The sequence below is a fragment of the Priestia sp. 179-F W1.4 NHS genome, from assembly GCF_045369295.1.
Lineage (GTDB): Bacteria > Bacillota > Bacilli > Bacillales > Bacillaceae_H > Priestia > Priestia zanthoxyli.
Genome location: NZ_JBIQFF010000001.1, coordinates 795,470 through 812,429, shown reverse-complemented (window position 1 = coordinate 812,429; position 16,960 = coordinate 795,470). Strand labels below are relative to the sequence as shown.

Annotated in this window: 16 protein-coding genes; 5 read left to right on the top strand and 11 right to left on the bottom strand. The window is 37.6% G+C overall.

Annotated elements, in window-relative coordinates; translation table 11 throughout:
- Positions 1–5 precede the first annotated feature (5 nt).
- The 8 genes from ACH0CI_RS04110 to yneA all read right to left on the bottom strand — a co-directional run bounded on the left by ACH0CI_RS04110 (position 6) and on the right by yneA (position 8,073).
- Positions 6–1,811, bottom strand: a complete 1,806-nt coding sequence (locus ACH0CI_RS04110; protein WP_165635201.1) for an ABC transporter ATP-binding protein — start codon at positions 1,809–1,811, stop codon at positions 6–8.
- Positions 1,801–3,564 carry an ABC transporter transmembrane domain-containing protein gene (locus ACH0CI_RS04105; RefSeq protein WP_335707655.1) on the bottom strand — a complete coding sequence of 588 codons (1,764 nt, stop codon included), beginning with the start codon at positions 3,562–3,564 and terminating at the stop codon, positions 1,801–1,803. The genes ACH0CI_RS04110 and ACH0CI_RS04105 overlap by 11 nt, the downstream gene beginning before the upstream one ends.
- Before the next feature lie 90 nt (positions 3,565–3,654).
- Entirely contained in the window at positions 3,655–3,867 is a 213-nt protein-coding gene (locus tag ACH0CI_RS04100) for a YneF family protein (RefSeq protein WP_013058772.1), read from the bottom strand.
- 90 nt (positions 3,868–3,957) lie between these two features.
- Positions 3,958–4,398, bottom strand: coding sequence for a sporulation inhibitor of replication protein SirA (gene sirA / locus ACH0CI_RS04095; protein WP_028411364.1), 441 nt, complete (start codon positions 4,396–4,398; stop codon positions 3,958–3,960).
- A 149-nt stretch (positions 4,399–4,547) separates the two neighbouring features.
- Positions 4,548–6,554 carry a transketolase gene (tkt, locus tag ACH0CI_RS04090; RefSeq protein WP_013058774.1) on the bottom strand — a complete coding sequence of 669 codons (2,007 nt, stop codon included), beginning with the start codon at positions 6,552–6,554 and terminating at the stop codon, positions 4,548–4,550.
- Positions 6,555–6,721: 167 nt separating this feature from the next.
- Positions 6,722–6,952: a DUF896 domain-containing protein gene (locus tag ACH0CI_RS04085; protein ID WP_013058775.1), complete on the bottom strand. Its 231-nt coding sequence runs from the start codon at positions 6,950–6,952 to the stop codon at positions 6,722–6,724.
- A 69-nt stretch (positions 6,953–7,021) separates the two neighbouring features.
- Positions 7,022–7,690, bottom strand: coding sequence for a YneB family resolvase-like protein (locus ACH0CI_RS04080; protein ID WP_028411365.1), 669 nt, complete (start codon positions 7,688–7,690; stop codon positions 7,022–7,024).
- 53 nt (positions 7,691–7,743) lie between these two features.
- Positions 7,744–8,073: a cell division suppressor protein YneA gene (gene yneA / locus ACH0CI_RS04075; RefSeq protein WP_028411366.1), complete on the bottom strand. Its 330-nt coding sequence runs from the start codon at positions 8,071–8,073 to the stop codon at positions 7,744–7,746.
- A gap of 146 nt (positions 8,074–8,219) precedes the next feature.
- On the opposite strand from yneA, the gene lexA reads away from it, so the two are divergent.
- Both lexA and ACH0CI_RS04065 read left to right on the top strand, forming a co-directional pair.
- Positions 8,220–8,837, top strand: a complete 618-nt coding sequence (gene lexA / locus ACH0CI_RS04070) for a transcriptional repressor LexA (RefSeq protein ID WP_013058778.1) — start codon at positions 8,220–8,222, stop codon at positions 8,835–8,837.
- Between the two features lie 211 nt (positions 8,838–9,048).
- Positions 9,049–10,494 (top strand): magnesium transporter CorA family protein, encoded by a 1,446-nt coding sequence (locus ACH0CI_RS04065; protein WP_335707656.1) that lies wholly within the window; start codon positions 9,049–9,051, stop codon positions 10,492–10,494.
- 67 nt (positions 10,495–10,561) lie between these two features.
- On the opposite strand, the gene ACH0CI_RS04060 is transcribed toward ACH0CI_RS04065, so the two are convergent.
- The gene (locus tag ACH0CI_RS04060) at positions 10,562–10,696 is read right to left on the bottom strand and encodes a hypothetical protein (RefSeq protein WP_406900894.1); all 135 of its coding nucleotides are present in this window, start codon (positions 10,694–10,696) and stop codon (positions 10,562–10,564) included.
- 282 nt (positions 10,697–10,978) lie between these two features.
- On the opposite strand from ACH0CI_RS04060, the gene ACH0CI_RS04055 reads away from it, so the two are divergent.
- Genes ACH0CI_RS04055 through ACH0CI_RS04045 form a run of 3 tightly spaced genes read left to right on the top strand, consistent with a single transcriptional unit; the run spans position 10,979 to position 13,871 of the window.
- Positions 10,979–12,484, top strand: coding sequence for an ArnT family glycosyltransferase (locus ACH0CI_RS04055; RefSeq protein ID WP_335707657.1), 1,506 nt, complete (start codon positions 10,979–10,981; stop codon positions 12,482–12,484).
- Positions 12,485–12,504: 20 nt separating this feature from the next.
- Positions 12,505–12,897: a GtrA family protein gene (locus ACH0CI_RS04050; protein WP_028411369.1), complete on the top strand. Its 393-nt coding sequence runs from the start codon at positions 12,505–12,507 to the stop codon at positions 12,895–12,897.
- Positions 12,894–13,871, top strand: a complete 978-nt coding sequence (locus ACH0CI_RS04045; RefSeq protein ID WP_028411370.1) for a glycosyltransferase family 2 protein — start codon at positions 12,894–12,896, stop codon at positions 13,869–13,871. Before ACH0CI_RS04050 ends, ACH0CI_RS04045 begins: the two co-directional genes overlap by 4 nt.
- Positions 13,872–13,910: 39 nt before the next feature.
- Here the strand turns inward: ACH0CI_RS04045 and ACH0CI_RS04040 are convergent, their stop codons facing one another.
- Positions 13,911–14,888 carry a cation diffusion facilitator family transporter gene (locus ACH0CI_RS04040; protein ID WP_335707658.1) on the bottom strand — a complete coding sequence of 326 codons (978 nt, stop codon included), beginning with the start codon at positions 14,886–14,888 and terminating at the stop codon, positions 13,911–13,913.
- A 109-nt stretch (positions 14,889–14,997) separates the two neighbouring features.
- The gene (locus tag ACH0CI_RS04035) at positions 14,998–16,824 is read right to left on the bottom strand and encodes an APC family permease (RefSeq protein ID WP_028411372.1); all 1,827 of its coding nucleotides are present in this window, start codon (positions 16,822–16,824) and stop codon (positions 14,998–15,000) included.
- Positions 16,825–16,960 lie beyond the last annotated feature (136 nt).

The following is a 16,960-nucleotide window of genomic DNA, read 5'->3' as shown; positions in this document are numbered from 1 at the left end:
CACCTTCACTCTATCAATTCTTTATAAATCTCTTTTACTCCTGTTTCTTTATTGAAATTTTCCTCTTTTTCACTGTGCTGAAGCTGATACATATTATAGTACAAACCGCCTTTATCTAGCAGTTCAGCATGCGTTCCTTTTTCGACGATTTTCCCTTTATGCAATACTAAAATACAATCGGCGTGTTGAATAGTTGATAAACGATGTGCAATCGCAATCGTTGTGCGGCCTTTTCCCATATCTCTTAACACTTCTTGAATCGCTTCTTCCGTTTCTGTATCGATATGGGCTGTTGCTTCATCAAGAATAAGGATTTTAGGGTTTCGAATCACCGTTCTTGCAAATGCTAAGAGCTGACGCTGACCGCTTGATAAAGTTGAACCTCTTTCCACTAGCACTTCATTATACTTATTAGGAAGAGCTTCGATAAATGCGTGAGCTTGCACAAATTTCGCCGCTGCTTTTACTTGTTCATCAGAAAAATGGTCTTCATGCAGCGTAATATTTCGCTTTACGGTATCGGCAAATAAAAAGGCATCTTGCAGCACCAGCCCTACCTGATCTCGAAGCTGTTTATTTGAAAAGGACGACAGTGGTTTATTATCGATCAAAATGTCTCCTTTTTGCTGCTCATAAAAACGCATTAATAAATTAATGATGGAGCTTTTGCCGCTTCCAGTATGGCCTACTAAAGCCACTGTTTCTCCTTCGTTTACCGTAAATGATATATCAGAAAGCACATCTCGAACACCGTCATAGGAAAACGTGACGTTTTTGAATTCTACCGTTCCTTTTTGTACCCCCTGCTTTTGTTCTCCTGTCATCACTGGATTTTTTTCTTCCTCATCCATCAAATCAAATACCCGGGAGGCTGATACCATCGCTTGCTGATACATAGAAAGACGCTGCATCATTTCATTAACGGGCTCAAAAAAACGATCCAAATAGTTGATAAACGCGTAAAGAACACCAATTTTAACAGGACTGTCAGCTACGGAAATGCCAAAATAACTGAGCACAAGAATAACGGCTAAAATATAAAGAATTTCGACAGCAGGCCTCAGTAGCAAACCATCTAACTTAATATTGCGCATGCCCGCTTTGTAGTGCTCATCATTAATTTCTTCAAATTCCGAGCGAAGCCGCTTTTCTTGACGAAATAATTGAATAATGGACATGCCTTGCAAAGACTCATGAAGCTTGGCATTTAACTGACTTAGCTTTTCTCGGAGCTGTCCGTAGTAAATAGCGCTGTAATGCTGATAAAGCTTCATAAGTCCCCAAATAAACGGGAGAAGAACTAAACAGTAAAAAGCCAGCTTCACATCTAGCATAAACATCGCTATAAAAATACCAATCAAAAATACCCCATTTTGAATAAAAACCGCGATGACTTCTACAAACATTTCTTTCATAGCTTCCGTGTCATTTGTAATTCGAGAAACAAGGCTTCCCGTTGGCGTGTTGTCAAAAAAGCGAAGCGCCAGACGATGAACATGAGAAAAAACGTCAATTCGAATCTGCTGAATAATTTGAAGCGCAATTTTCTGAAACTGCAGAAGCTGAAAGTATTGAACGACAATTTTTAAAAGCTGTAAAAGCAAATAACTGCTTGCAAGCCACACCAGAGGCTGAAGAGGCAAATACTTAGGAGTTAAATAATCGTCAATGAAAATTTTAATCAAAATGGGCCCTAATAAATCAGCAGCCGTAGCAATTAATAATAGAGTGAACGCTAAAAAAAATGATTTTTTATGCGGAATTGTATAGTGAAACAGACGTTTATGTACCGAAGAATGCTCAATTTTCATTTTTCGTCTCTCCTTCTTCTACCGCACGTTCAAGCTGCTGTCTATCGTACATATCCCGATACCAGCCGCTCACGCTAAGCAGTTCCTCATGAGTTCCTCGCTGAATAATTTTCCCTTTATCAAGGACAAGAATCAGGTCTGCATGAGTAACCGAGCTCAGCCGATGCGCTGTAATAATCGTTGTTCGATTTTGACGTTTTTGCTTTAGCGCTTGTAAAATACCCGCTTCCGTTTTTCCATCTACCGCTGATAGCGAGTCATCTAAAATTAAAAGCTCAGGATCTAATAGAAGAGCTCTTGCAATCGAGATACGCTGTTTTTGTCCACCAGATAACGAAACGCCTTTTTCACCTACTATTGTTTGATAGCCATCTGTAAAATCGAGGATGTCTTTATGTACATTTGCAACTTTAGCCGCTTCTTGGATTTCTTGATTGCTTGCGTCTTCTTTTCCGAACGCGATATTAGCAGCGACTGTTGTTGAAAACAAAAAGTGATCTTGAGGAACATATCCAATGCTTTTGTACAGTGAATCAAAAGCATAATCTTTAATGTCTTTTCCTCCCCATAAAACAGCTCCGTCGCTTACATCAAATTCACGAAGCAACAGCTTTAAAAGCGTGGTTTTCCCAGCACCCGTCTTTCCGACAATCCCTAACGTTTGACCGCGAGAAAGTGTAAAGTAAATTTCGTTTAACGTGTATTCGTCTTCTTTACCATACGAAAACCTATGAATAACAGCTTCAATATTTCCTGTTGGCAGTTCAACACTAGGATGCGCTGCTTCTTCAATCGAATTTTCTTCTTTTAATAAAGAAAATACCCTGTCATATGAGGCTCTTCCTCGTTCCACAATGTTAAATAGCCAGCCAAACGCGAGCATCGGCCAAATAAGAAGGCCCAAATAAGTTGTAAAGGTAACAAGCTGTCCCAGTGTTAACTCTTCACTAATCACCATCTTGCTGCCAAAAATAAGAGCAAGTAAAAAAGAAAGTGCTACAATAATCGAAATGGTCGGATCAAACAATGCATCTACTCGTGCTACTTTCATGTTCTTTTGAACAACATCTGCAGACTTCATACGAAATTCTTCGACATCAGCTGCTTCTTCCCCAAACGTCTTAATGACTTTAATTCCGCTAATGCTTTCTTGAACCTTATCATTTAAAGTAGAAAATGCTGCTTGTGCGTGATGAAACCGCGCATGAAGCAATGTACCATAGTAACTTGTTAAAACGGCCATAAGCGGCATAGGAATAAGGCAAATAAGCGTTAATTTCCAGCTGATTGTTAGGGCCATTGTGCATAGAACAAGCCCTCCTGTGACAATGGAATCCACGAGCGTCAAAACGCCCGAACCTGCAGTTTGTTGAATAGCTTGAATATCATTCGTTGCATGGGCCATCAAATCCCCAATTCGCCGCCGCTGATAAAAGGCCTGATTCATCCTTGTAAAATGAGTGTAGAGGGTATTTCTCAGCTGCTTGGCTAGTTTAACAGATGAACCAAATATCATAATACGCCATATGTATCTTGTGCAATAGGCCACAACAGCAGCTCCTAGCAAAATGCCAACCATCTGCATTAAGCGCTTTCCATTCAGCGTCCCTTCTTTAATGCCATCTACCGTTAAACCAATAATTTTAGGCGGGAGAAGTTCTAATGCTGCCACAATAATGAGCAGCGCTATCCCCGTTATGTAAGACTTTTTTTCCTGTTTGAAAAACCACCATAACTCTCGAAAAATTTTCATCGTATCCCCCTAGCCCCACAACCATTTTCTTATCTCTATCATAAAACAAAAGACACCCTTCTGAATAGAGAGTGTCTGTCCAATTAACCATTATTTAATTTGGCCGTTCATTGCTTTCATCATTTGGTTAATTTTTTTCTGCGATGGTTTCATGCCCATTTGCATCATCATCATTTTTAACATTTGTTCATTAATTGGTGGATTTTTCTTCAGATAGCTCATCATATACTTACGAGCAATGAAAAATCCTAGCGCTATCCCAACAATTAATGCTAGAACACCAACTAGAATATACATTCCCATGGTATTACTTCCTCCTTCGTGTTGTCTAACTTACAGTGTACTAGACCATACGCTATTATACAATATTTCCGTTCCAATTTCCTTAAATAATTACACAAATTTTCTTGTTTTCACAGGCCTCAGCCAGCCGTATTCATCCGTTCCATAATTCACTGCTAAAAAACAAGGATCTAGCTTGCGTAATACTTCAAAAAAAGCTGTCTCAGCATCAACATTGCCATCTCCTTCAATTGTTATACAGCGATTCGTTAATTTTATAGATGCTCGACTTTTTTTATGAGGATATTCCAGCACAAACGTCTCTTGATGAGTAAAAAAATGAGGATAATGAGAAAACGCCTGAAGTAATTCTCGTTGAATAAATGAATTGGGCAGTTGGCGAGTAATGTAATGAACTTGTTTTTGTAAATGCGTTTCCTGCAAGTGACGTTTCATTTTATATTCAATCAGCAGCTGATAAATGAGCTTTTCTCTTCGAAAATAGGATGATGCAACTTCTTCCTCCATTAAATATACTTCATACGTTCTCACGATTCATCCTCCCTTTCGGCTCGTTCTTTTTTGTACCATTATACCGAATGGTGTACGCAATGCTTGTCTATCGATGAAAAAATTTCTTTGTTTTTTTGTCGAAAAAAAAGAGCAGACCATAGGAGTCTGCTCTTTCTTGTAAAAAAGAATTATGCATTAAGCAAGCTTTTCACTTTTGCTACTACATTTTCAACTGTAAAACCAAATTCTTTCATGATTGTTTCACCAGGAGCAGATGCACCGAAGTGATTAATACCAAGAACTTGTCCCTCGTCTCCAACATAGCGTTCCCAGCCAAGTGTAGAAGCCATTTCAATACCTAAACGTTTTTTCACTGATTTAGGGATAACACTTTCTTTGTACTCAGCAGATTGCTCTTCGAAACGATCCCATGCAGGCATACTTACTACAGATACATCAATGCCTTCTGCAGCTAATGCTTTTTGTGCTTCTACTGCTAGGCTTACTTCAGAGCCTGTTGCAAGTATTAATGCATCCGCTTGGTCTTTACCAGCTTTAGATACAACGTACGCGCCTTTAGACACGCCTTCGTATGCATTTTCTTTTGTACCTTCAAGCGTTGGCAAGTTTTGACGAGTCAATACAAGCGCCGTTGGGCGGTCAGTTGATTCTAATGCTAAGCGCCATGCAGCAGCTGTTTCATTTGCATCTGCAGGACGAACCACTGAAAGACCTGGCATTGCACGAAGTGATGGCAATTGTTCAATTGGCTCATGTGTTGGGCCATCTTCTCCAACTGCGATACTGTCATGTGTGAAGACATATGTTACAGGAAGCTTCATTAAAGCTGCTAAGCGAATTGCTGGGCGAAGATAATCAGAGAATACAAAGAATGTTCCTCCGAATACTTTTACACCGCCGTGTAGAGCCATACCGTTTAATGCAGCTCCCATTGCAAATTCACGTACACCGAACCAAATATTACGTCCGCTGTAATCAGCTGCAGTGAAGTCTTCTGAACCTTTAATCATTGTTTTATTTGACCCAGCTAAGTCAGCTGAACCGCCGAAGAATTGAGGTACAGCTTGTGCTACTGCGTTTAATACTTCTCCAGAAGAAGCACGGCTAGCTAAGCTTGAACCCGTTTCGTATGCTGGAAGCGTTTCTTCCCAGCCTTCAGGTAACTTTCCTTCTACTGCTAGTTCAAATTGACGACCTAGTTCAGGATATTTTTCTTTATACTGTGCAAATACATCGTTCCATTCGTTTTCTTTCTTTTGGCCATCTTCAGCAATTGTAGCTTTGAAGTGAGCATACACTTCTTCTGGCACATAGAAATCTTCTTCAAATGTCCATGCATAAGCTTCCTTTGTTAATTTTGTTTCATCGGAACCTAATGGAGAACCGTGCACGCCAGAAGTACCCGCGTGGTTTGGAGAACCAAATCCGATTGTTGTTTTTACTTCAATTAGCGTTGGGCGTGTTAAATCGCCTTTTGCTTCTTCAATTGCGTTTGCAATCGCTGTCAAGTCATTGCCGTCTTCAACGCGAATTACTTGCCATCCGTAAGCCTTGAAACGATCTTCTACGTTCTCAGAGAACGAGCGATCTAAATCTCCGTCTAAAGAAATATCATTTGAATCGTATAAAACAACTAAGCGTCCTAATTTTAAGTGTGCCGCTAATGAAGCTGCTTCAGCAGATACACCTTCCATTAAGTCTCCGTCACCACAAATACCATACGTAAAGTGGTCTACAATTTCTAAACCTTCTTTGTTGTATGTTTCAGCTAAATGACGTTCTGCCATTGCTTTACCAACAGCCATTGCAATACCTTGTCCTAGTGGACCAGTTGTTGCATCAACACCTGCTGTATGACCGAACTCTGGATGACCTGGTGTTTTGCTTCCCCATTGACGGAAGTTTTTAAGGTCTTCAATTGATAAGTCATATCCAGCTAAATGAAGCAAGCTGTATAATAGTGCCGATCCGTGTCCTGCTGATAATACAAAGCGGTCACGGTTGAACCAGTTTGGATTCTTTGGATTGATGTTCATAAATTTTGTCCACAATGTATATGCCATTGGAGCAGCTCCCATTGGCATACCTGGGTGACCTGAATTTGCTTTCTCAATCGCATCGATTGATAAAGTACGAATTGTTGCAATCGAAAGATCTTCAATACGTTGTGTCATACTCTTCATCCCTTTCAAAACTATGTACATATGTTATCATACTAATGATTTGCTTATTTGTACAATACTTGAACCAAAAAAATTTCCACTTTTACAGTTTTTGTGTGCCTTATTAAAAATATACAAAAAACTAGAGGGAACTCTCCCTCTAGTTTTACTAGAACGTCTTAGTGAAGACGCTTCTTTTTGCTCTCTTTTAACTTCTTAGGCGTAACATCTTTACCTTCCTCGTCCACAACTTTAATCGTATGAAGGTGGTTTGTCATAGATTGTCGGAAAACTTTTAAATATTCCTGACGTAGCTCTTGCTGTTCTTTCGCTTCAGATTCTGTCAGACCTTCAGCCTTTGCCTTTTTTGAAAGAGCATTAATACGAGCAAGTTTATCTTTTGATAGCATATAAAACCTATCTCCTTATAATCAATAATTAAAATTACCGAACCGTTCCGGCAACATGTAGTCATCTTACTAAATCTCTTTCGTTTTATCAAGAGATTGAGCACTCTCTTGATACTCTTGATAGCGACGATGTACCGTTGCTTTTGAAATATTATAACCAAAACCTTTTAGCGTAACTGAAATTTCAGCAAAGGTTAAGCCGTTATGACGAAGGCGGACAATTTCTTCAATCGGCGCTTCTTTTTTTTCTCTTCCTGAGTTAACTCCTTGATTTTTTAAATTTTGCTGCGGACGATAACCGTTTTCTACGGCTCTTTTCATTCCTCTTTTAATTTTAGCATTATGTAATTTCCGCTGATGCTCTTCCACTAAGCTAATAATATCTAACACCATCGAATCAGATTCTGAAAGCTGAAGCTGACCTTGATGACTAATCGTATAAATCGTAGCATTTTCTTTATGAAAAGCATGAAGAAGCGCAATTCGGGCATTTCCTCTGCCTAATCGCGTTTCGTCTTGAATGAGCAGCACAGATATTTTTTCTTCTTTCATTGTATGAAGAACATCCAATATACCCTCTCTGTCTACGTCATATCCGCTTGCTTTTTCCATTACGACTTTTTTTACGTTTAGATGGTGAAGATCAGCAAGCTTTTTTAATTCTTCTTGCTGGCGCTGTAAAGATGTTTCTTGGGTTTTTTTATCCGTACTTACACGGCAATAAATAATGGCGTCCACTTTTATCACGACCTTTTCGGCTTCTAACAATATTCAGGAACGGCCGTTACACACTACTGTTCAATTGCCACTTGATTATGTAACTCTTTTTTTAAAACAGGAATATATAATTTATCTCCAGGAGATAAAGACTGGGCAGTGTCTGAGTTTAGATCATTGACGTCTTCAACCCATTTGACAAATTCATTGGTGGTCAAATGATGGTGATTATGATACTTGTTGGACAAGTCCCAAAGTGTATCTCCTTTTGTAATAGTAACCGTTGAATATTTGTCTAAATCTACTTTATCCGCTCCTAAAACCAGCGTCAATACATATGTAAGTGCAGCAATAACTGCAAAAAAAATAGCGTAATGTTTCATAGAATGTAAGAATTGGTGCATATTATGATCCCCCTATCAGAATATATGTTCTTATTTTATTGAGAACATTTGTTTCTGTCAATGGAATTCTTCGAACTTATGTTTGTATATTGACACATCACGTGGTATAATTCACCTAAAGAATAGCTAAAATCGAGGTGAAAAATATGAAGCTATCAAAACGTCAACAAGACATACTAGATTTTATTAAGCACGAAGTAAAATTAAAAGGTTATCCGCCTTCTGTTCGTGAGATTGGGGAAGCGGTGGGATTAGCCTCTAGCTCCACTGTACACGGGCATTTAGCTCGTTTAGAAAGCAAAGGGTTAATTCGCAGAGATCCAACAAAACCAAGAGCAATCGAAGTTCTTCAACTAGACGAAGTAAACATCCCTAAAAGCAATGTCATTAATGTTCCTGTTATCGGTAAAGTAACAGCGGGTCTTCCTATAACAGCCGTTGAAAATGTGGAAGAATATTTCCCTCTTCCAGATAAATTCGTTTCTCCAGATGATCATGTGTTTATGCTTGAAATTATGGGAGAAAGTATGATTGAAGCAGGTATTCTAGATGGCGATATGGTAATCGTACGTCAGCAGCAAACTGCTAATAACGGAGATATTGTGGTCGCTATGACCGAGGACAACGAAGCAACGGTAAAACGTTTCTTCAAAGAAGAAAATTTCGTTCGTTTACAGCCTGAAAATTCAACGATGGCGCCTATTATTCTTCGCCACGTAACGATTTTAGGAAAAGTCACTGGTGTATATCGCACGATTCACTAATCACACACTGTATGTAAAACCAACTAATCATGATGTTAGTTGGTTTTTTTTACGTTTGTTTTCTAAAAAAATTGGCATATTATAAATAATACGTCGAATCATTACAGGCAGGTAGAGCGGTTTTTATAAAGCCTGTTTTACCTTTTACTTTCTGTCTGCATTTTTTCAACTCTCAAAAAAAATACAACCGACTATAAGAAGGATGTAGTTTATGACCAATACACCAAGGAAAACAGAACCATTTCAAACTATTATGCCTACCAAAGCAATGAACATGTTTCTTTTTCCTTTTTCCTTTGATCGAAAAAATAAAGAGCAGCTTGTTCATGCACTAGAAGCAAATATGTTTGAGTTTTTTTCCATTCAAAACAAACATGTAGAAAAAGAATACTACGGAGAACAGTATTACGTATCTCATGATAGCTTGGATCAATATTTTCTTCCTTACATTGAATGTATTCTATTTCCTGATTCGTGCGAAAAAGAAGGCTTGCTTCGATTTTCAAAAAAAATAGACCATACCGTTACGCTACAAACTTCCTCCACCACCGTGTCTAGCAACGTGCTGTCTGTGGATGTTTTTTTATGTCCTTTTGAAATTGGCGTCATGACCATTCGCACTGAGATGAGTCATAATCATTACACCTATGATGACATTTTAGAATTCATGAATCATTTTCGTGTATTAGAACCGAAGCTTGCTGAAGAGCATGGATCCACCATTACCTATGAACATCATCGCTATAGCAAAGTACAGGATTACATTTTTTCACAGCTCGCGCCATTTTTGAACGAACACATCAAAAAAGAAGCGACGCGTGAACAGCACGTCGGGAGTCTTCCTTATTTTATCGATGAACGGATGTTTGTATTAAGTTATGTAACGGTAAATCAAGAGCAAGAAATTAACTCCACAACTTTATTTCGTACTGGGCAGCTAAATAGCTATACGCCTGACGGGAAACCGTTTATCTCTGCACACAACCATGAGTATATTAAAACGTATAATACCAAACACGTGTATTCCAGATGGGCTCCTGAAACCTATTACGTTATAACAGACCATGTGTTTTCGTGTATTTCTAAATCGACAGACTCTAAAACGGATCAGCTTTTGATGAATCATCTATTTGGCCAACATTACTATAATTTATTTTTGCATTTTTTCTATAAAATCGTGTTGCTAAAACTATCCTATGAGTATTCTCAGCTCACGTTTCATAAAAATTCAGAGGGCATCGAGCGACTAATTCGCTCTATTACTGTATTTTCAGGTAAATATTTATTTTTAGAAATTAGCTCTCGCACGGAAGGTCAAGAGTTTTCTGAGCTCTTTAAAAAAATCTTCCACATCAATTCTCTTTATCAAGAAGTCAAAGAAACCCTTGGTACTTTGTATCAAAATCAAGAGAAAATCGCGGCCAAGCGTCACAATTACTTATTATTAATTTTAACGATTTATACCGTTCTTTCCGGTATTTACGGAATGAATTTAGTTATTAGCGAGCTAAAGGGAAACATCAATTGGGATAGTATGAAGCAGTTTTCTATCTTTGAATATATCGCTTTAATAGTAGCTTTATCAGGAATTCTGATCAGCATTAGTCTCGGAGTGAGTTCCCTATGGAATTTATTAAAAGATCGATTTAAAACATAAAAGCTGTTCGCATCAGAAAATACATTATAAAAAAGAAGAGATTGAGACATAACTAAATCAAGCAAGTCTAAAGGGAAACAAATAGAATAAATAAGCTAGCAGGGATTGCTTGTGACACCTCTGTTGATTTCCGTGCAAAACTTCGCTTTCCGCGGGATTCTTCGTCTTGCCCTCCAATCAACTGCTGGAAAGAACTAAACAAATGAAACCTACGTGCACCATAAAAAACGAACCCCCAATCAAACATGATGATTAATGGTTCGTTTTTCGCTTCGACTAAAATCCTTTTTTCCCAACCTCTTTTATCTATTACTAAATCACTGCCTACTCCACTGAACCTTTTATTACACGTTGTGCCGCTGTTGTAATTTCAGAACAATCTAACATTATACTCTATAAGAAAAATATATACAAAATAATAAAATATGGTATCATAGGGTAGGAATTTTGTACCTTATCTTTGAAATAATTTGCAGGAGGTAATATGCTTAACTCATTTTTATCCAAAAGCCTGATTCTTTTATGTGTCATGATTCTTACATGGTCTCTATGGGGCAGTTATAGTGCGATGACAAATTCATTGGACTTAAAAGGCTTGGCTTTAAGTAATTCATTTATTATTGAAGGAATATGTATCACTTTCCTTGTCATTTTTCTAATAGCTATTGCAAGTAGATACATGAACAAAACTGTTTTTTTTATTTTACTGATTGTTTTGACCTTAGGTGTTCGATTAGCATGGATGCTTTCTGTTCAAACACCTGTAAAATCTGACTTTCTTGTCATGTTAGATGCCGCACGTAATATCGCAAAAGGAAATTATGAATTTAACCAAAGCATTTATTTCACTACATGGGTATATCAGCTAGGCTTTTCATTCTATGAATCTATTGTTATTCGCTGTTTTGGAGATAGCATTTTCACATTAAAATTGTTAAATATTTTTTATTCTACTGGAACCGTTATTTTTATTTATCTAATTGGCGCTAAAGTATTTAACGAACTTGCTGGGAGAATGGCAGCTTTCCTATATGCGTTCTACATTCCGAACATTCTCTACAGCTCAGTGTTAACCAATCAGCATTTAGCTACTTTTTTATTTTATGCAGCTTTTTACCTTATTATAAAAAGATTTGCTCATAACAAGTTTAGCTGGCTTTATATTGGTCTTCTATTGTCGTTAGGAAATTTAATGCGCCCTCTGGGACCCATTATTATCGTTGCTGTTTTCATTTATTTCATCTTGCAAATTCTTCAACCTTACATTAAAGCGAAGGATGCTGCTGAGTTAAAAACTCGTCGAAAGAAAATAGGAAAAAACCTCGTAGGCGTACTGGCTACTTTTTTTATTGCAAATGCGCTGATCAACTACTCTTTTGTAGCGAGCGGTATTTCTAAATATCCTTTAAGTAACAGAGATCCTTTATGGAAATTCGTTATTGGCTTTAATTATGAAACAAGCGGTTCTTATTCTTCAGAGGATGCTAGTCGTTTTATGGGTATGCCAATTGGAGAAAAACGAGCTGAAGCAGAAAAAGAAGTAATTAAAGAGCGTGTAGCAGATAAAGAGCAACTTTTAGATCTCTTTCACATTAAATTCCTGAATATGTGGGGAGGAACGGATGCATCTACATTTTGGAGTATTTCATTAACTCCTCAAGAAGATGTACCTTTTAATAAAGAGAAATTAATTAGTGCTGCTCAAATTTATGAAAGAATCATTTACGTTTCAACTACTATTATTTCCATTATTGGACTTATATGTTTATTCCTGAAAAAGCAGGATAAATATCCGTATACACTGTTTTTATTACTAATCATAGGATACGTTCTTATTCACTTGCTTATTGAAATTCAAACTCGCTATCGATTCTTTATTTTTCCAAGCTTTATGCTGCTCGAAGGGTTTGGTATTTCAGTGATTCTATCTTATTTACTAGTACGGTTTACTAAAAATAAGCCACAGGCAAAATGTGAAGAGATAAATTAAATGGAAGGGATTATGCAACCGTGATAAAATTCCTGAAATTCGGATTCGTAGGTATAATGAATACCCTGCTCACTATTATCAGTTACTTAGCACTCATTCATTTTGATATGAATTATATATTGGCTAACGTACTATCCTATTTCATTGGCGTCATAAACAGCTACTATTGGAACAAATCGTGGGTGTTTCAAGCAACTGTACATAAATGGATGTTAGCTCAATTTTTCATCGTAAACCTTATTACTTTAGCAATTAATACATCTTGCTTATTCCTTCTTGTACACTATACACCTGCTAATCCGATAATTGGACAACTGTTGTCTACTTGTATAGGAATGTTTTTTAATTTTTTTCTTAATAAAATATGGACGTTTAAGCACACAAACAATCACTCGATAGGAGGTAAAGCATGAAAGAACTAATTTCAATCGTGGTACCTATGTATTTTGAAGAAGAAGTAGCTAATGAATGCTATAATCGCTTGCTTTCCGTCATGCATGAAAATCACATTAACTATGAATTCATTTTCGTCAATGACGGCAGTACAGACCGAACAATTGAAATCTTAAAGGACGTAGCAGCTATGGATTCTAACGTAAAAATTATTGATTTTGCCCGTAATTTCGGGCACCAAACTGCCGTCACAGCAGGTATTGACTATGCTCAAGGTGATGCTATCGTAATTATTGATGCTGACTTACAGGATCCGCCTGAAATGATTCCTGAATTAATTGCTAAATGGCAGCAAGGCTATGAAATTGTATACGCAAAGCGCAAGAAGCGAAGCGGAGAGACCTTTTTTAAATTGACAACGGCTAAGTATTTTTATCGCTTTTTAAATTATATGTCTGATATTGAAATCCCAAAAGACACGGGAGATTTTCGTATTATCGACCGAAAAGTTGCGGACGTATTCAAAAAAATGACTGAACGCAATCGTTTCGTAAGAGGAATGATGTCTTGGATCGGCTTCAGGCAAACATATGTAGAATATGAGCGCGATGAGCGTTTTGCTGGTGAAACAAAATATCCTTTAAAAAAGATGATCAAGTTTGCTTCAGATGGAATTATTGGGTTTTCAACGAAACCTTTACGTTTAGTAATGGTTATTGGCTTGTTATCAGTTTTTGTATCACTTCTCGTTTTAAGTTATTCGATTGTTGTTTGGCTGATAGGTGAAAATATTCAGCCTGGCTGGACTTCGATTATGGTAGCTATCACTTTCTTTAGCGGTATTCAGCTACTTGGTTTAGGTCTAGTGGGACAATACATCGCAAGAATTTACGATGAAAGTAAAAATAGACCTATTTACGTTGTACGTGAAACTATTAACTTTTCTGCGGCTTCAACAGATTCTCAAAACGTGCGTGAAAAAGTATATAGCTAAAAAAACAAGGAAGAAAACAACTGTTTTCTTCCTTGTTTTTTATTCTTTTTGAAGCTGTAAATCGCTTGGCACCCAGTCAGGAATTCCATCATCTTCATCAAATTCAATAATGACATCCGTTATTCCTTTTTCCTGTAAAATACGATTTTCGAGACGATCTTTAATATCATCCGCTTCTGCTACTGTTAAAGAAGGATCAATTTCTACTTTTAATTCAACGTGAAGCTCTTCTCCTTCTTTCATCACCATTAACGTTTGAATATCACGCACTTGTACATCTTGCATAACAATGGCGCCAATTTTCATTTCCATTTCTTTATCTGCTTCACCAAGCGCTCCAGCAGCGTTATCTAAAAATACTCGTCCTACTACAAAAAACATCATAAGACCAATTAGCATAGAAGCAATTCCTTCAGCTTGATGAAAAGGCGTAAACCGCGAAATAAAAACGGCAATTAAAGCCAATACGCCTCCTCCAGTGGCTACCAGATCTTCCATAAAAACAAGCTTAGTTGCTGGCTTTGCTTTCTTTAGATGAACAAAGCTTTGCGTAAAAACATTGACCTCTGCAGTATTCATTCCGACATCGTGCAAAATTTCTTTCATTGCCTTAAAGAGGACAAACATCTCAAGTAATACCGAGATGCCAAGTACTGCAATATTTAAAATAAAGCCTGAAGACTTCGTCGGATGAAGAATATGATGATACCCTTCTTTAATCGTTTCAAATGCCATAATTCCTACTACAAGAACCGCCCCTAATAAAACGAGATTAACCAATCGTCCAAATCCGTTTGGAAATCGTTTGGTCGGAGCTTTTTTGCTTAATGCTGAACCTATAAAAACAAAGAACTGATTTGCTGCGTCTCCTAAGCTGTGCATCGTTTCAGCAAACATCGCTACATTTCCCGTTAAAGCAAAAGCAATCCCTTTAATAATGGATATAATGGTATTAACTATAGCGGCCATCATGGCCGATTTATTTCCTTTTCGCAATAACTTAATTAATTCACTCATGCAATCCCTCCGTTTGTGCCTTTGATGAGATTCAATTATGGTTAGTGTATGTGAATTTAAAAATTAAAAACCTCCAACATATAAGTTGGAGGTTTTTAGTCATGTTTCATTATTTTTTAAAACGATAAGGTACCGTTGTAACGATTACGTTTTTACGGTAAAGCAAATGTGCTTTTAACAGCAGACTGGACTGATTATGAAGGATGTTTTGCCAGCTTTTTTTCGTGATGAACTGCGGAATAACAACCGTAATAGCCATATTATTTTCCCGGGCTTTTTCTTCAGCCATATCGATGAATCGAAACAGCGGACGCACAAGACTGCGGTATTGAGAGTGAAACGTAACAATACGAATATCAGGCTGCCACTTTTCCCACTTCTCTTCCATTCTCTTTTCGCTTTCTCGGTCAAAAGCAACGTGCACCGCAATAACGGTATCACCAATCGTTCTTGCATAGTTCAATGAATTTTCCACTACCTTTGTCATTCCTGCTACAGGAACAATGACCACACTTCCTTCAAGCTTTCCAATCTTTTCTCCTTGCTTAATACGAAGCTGCTCTCCTACCGCTTCATAATGCGTATGAATGCGATGAAAAATATAAACGATAACCGGTAAGAAAACAAGCACGGACCATACTTGTGAAAACTTCGTTGTAAACAAAATGATTAGCACCGTTAAGGTAATGAGGGCACCAATTAAGTTAATGGTTAGCTTTCCTTGCCAGCCGGCCGGCTTTTCTCTAAGCCATTTGACAATCATGCCTGTTTGAGAAAGCGTAAATGGAATAAACACTCCAACTGCATAAAGAGGAATTAATTGTTCCGTCGCTCCTTTAAAAGCGACAAGTAAGACAATAGAAGCAATTCCCAGAGTCACAATTCCATTTGAATAGCCTAGTCGATCGCCGCGAATTTGAAACATTCTTGGCATGTATTTATCAGACGATAAGTTTACGGCAAGCAAAGGGAAAGCTGAAAAACCTGTATTCGCCGCTAGTACTAAAATCAGAGCTGTGGTACCTTGAATAAAATAATAAAATCCATTTCGTCCAAATACACTCGATGCAATTTGTGATACAACCGTTTCATCTGCTTTTGGAGAAATGCCAAGCCAATAAGCTAAAAACGTGATGCCAGAAAATAAAACGGCTAAAATACCGCCCATCAGCATTAATGTATGAACAGCATTTTTTGCACCTGGATCTTTAAAGTTAGGCACTGCATTCGAAATAGCTTCGACACCAGTCAATGCCGAACAGCCTGATGAAAAAGCTTTTAATAATAAAAACAAACTAATACCTGGCACTACGGTACCGAGAGATGTATGAAGCTCAGGTGAAACTTGACCTGTCACTATTTTGAAGAAGCCCACCGCTATTAGCAAAATAAGAGCAATCACAAATAAATAAACCGGATAAGCTAAGACAGAAGCGGATTCTGTTACACCTCGTAAATTTAAAACCGTAATAAAAATCACCAGCAAACACGCAATTACTACGTTATAGTGATGCAGCGTTGGAAAAGCCGAAGTTAAAGCATCGGTTCCTGCTGAAACACTCACGGCAACTGTTAAAATATAATCTACTAACAGTGATCCCCCAGCGATAAGTCCAGGATTTTCTCCTAAATTGGTTTTCGAAACAATATAAGCTCCTCCGCCTTGCGGATACGCATAAATAATTTGACGATATGAAAGAATTAAAGCCGTCAGCAGCACCAATACCCCAATCGCAATTGGAATCGAATACCAATAGGCAAGCACACCCACTGTTGCAAGGACAATCAAAATCTGTTCTGTTCCATAAGCCACTGAAGATAAGGCATCTGATGATAAAATAGCCAGCGCTTTAAGCTTACTAAGCTTTTGATCGCCTAACTCTTTTGTTTTGAGCGGCTTTCCAATCAATAATCTCTTGAGAACTGAATAGTTCACGTAATTTCCCTCCGATGATTGCTTAGCTAGTATTCACTGTTCGTTGCTAAGCTCCGTTACAAGTTCATGAATAAGTGATATTATCCCTAAAAAATACCTTTTTATGTTAAAAAAGCGCACAAAAAAACACTAAGGG

What these genes read in the sequence shown, in the direction of transcription:
- ACH0CI_RS04040 (WP_335707658.1), bottom strand. Translation starts at nt 14,888, where the DNA reads ATGAGTGAATTAATTAAGTTATTGCGAAAAGGAAATAAATCGGCCATG.
- tkt (WP_013058774.1), bottom strand. Translation starts at nt 6,554, where the DNA reads ATGACACAACGTATTGAAGATCTTTCGATTGCAACAATTCGTACTTTA.
- ACH0CI_RS04100 (WP_013058772.1), bottom strand. Translation starts at nt 3,867, where the DNA reads ATGGGAATGTATATTCTAGTTGGTGTTCTAGCATTAATTGTTGGGATA.
- ACH0CI_RS04065 (WP_335707656.1), top strand. Translation starts at nt 9,049, where the DNA reads ATGACCAATACACCAAGGAAAACAGAACCATTTCAAACTATTATGCCT.
- ACH0CI_RS04055 (WP_335707657.1), top strand. Translation starts at nt 10,979, where the DNA reads ATGCTTAACTCATTTTTATCCAAAAGCCTGATTCTTTTATGTGTCATG.
- lexA (WP_013058778.1), top strand. Translation starts at nt 8,220, where the DNA reads ATGAAGCTATCAAAACGTCAACAAGACATACTAGATTTTATTAAGCAC.
- ACH0CI_RS04085 (WP_013058775.1), bottom strand. Translation starts at nt 6,952, where the DNA reads ATGCTATCAAAAGATAAACTTGCTCGTATTAATGCTCTTTCAAAAAAG.
- ACH0CI_RS04045 (WP_028411370.1), top strand. Translation starts at nt 12,894, where the DNA reads ATGAAAGAACTAATTTCAATCGTGGTACCTATGTATTTTGAAGAAGAA.
- ACH0CI_RS04105 (WP_335707655.1), bottom strand. Translation starts at nt 3,564, where the DNA reads ATGAAAATTTTTCGAGAGTTATGGTGGTTTTTCAAACAGGAAAAAAAG.
- yneA (WP_028411366.1), bottom strand. Translation starts at nt 8,073, where the DNA reads ATGCACCAATTCTTACATTCTATGAAACATTACGCTATTTTTTTTGCA.
- ACH0CI_RS04110 (WP_165635201.1), bottom strand. Translation starts at nt 1,811, where the DNA reads ATGAAAATTGAGCATTCTTCGGTACATAAACGTCTGTTTCACTATACA.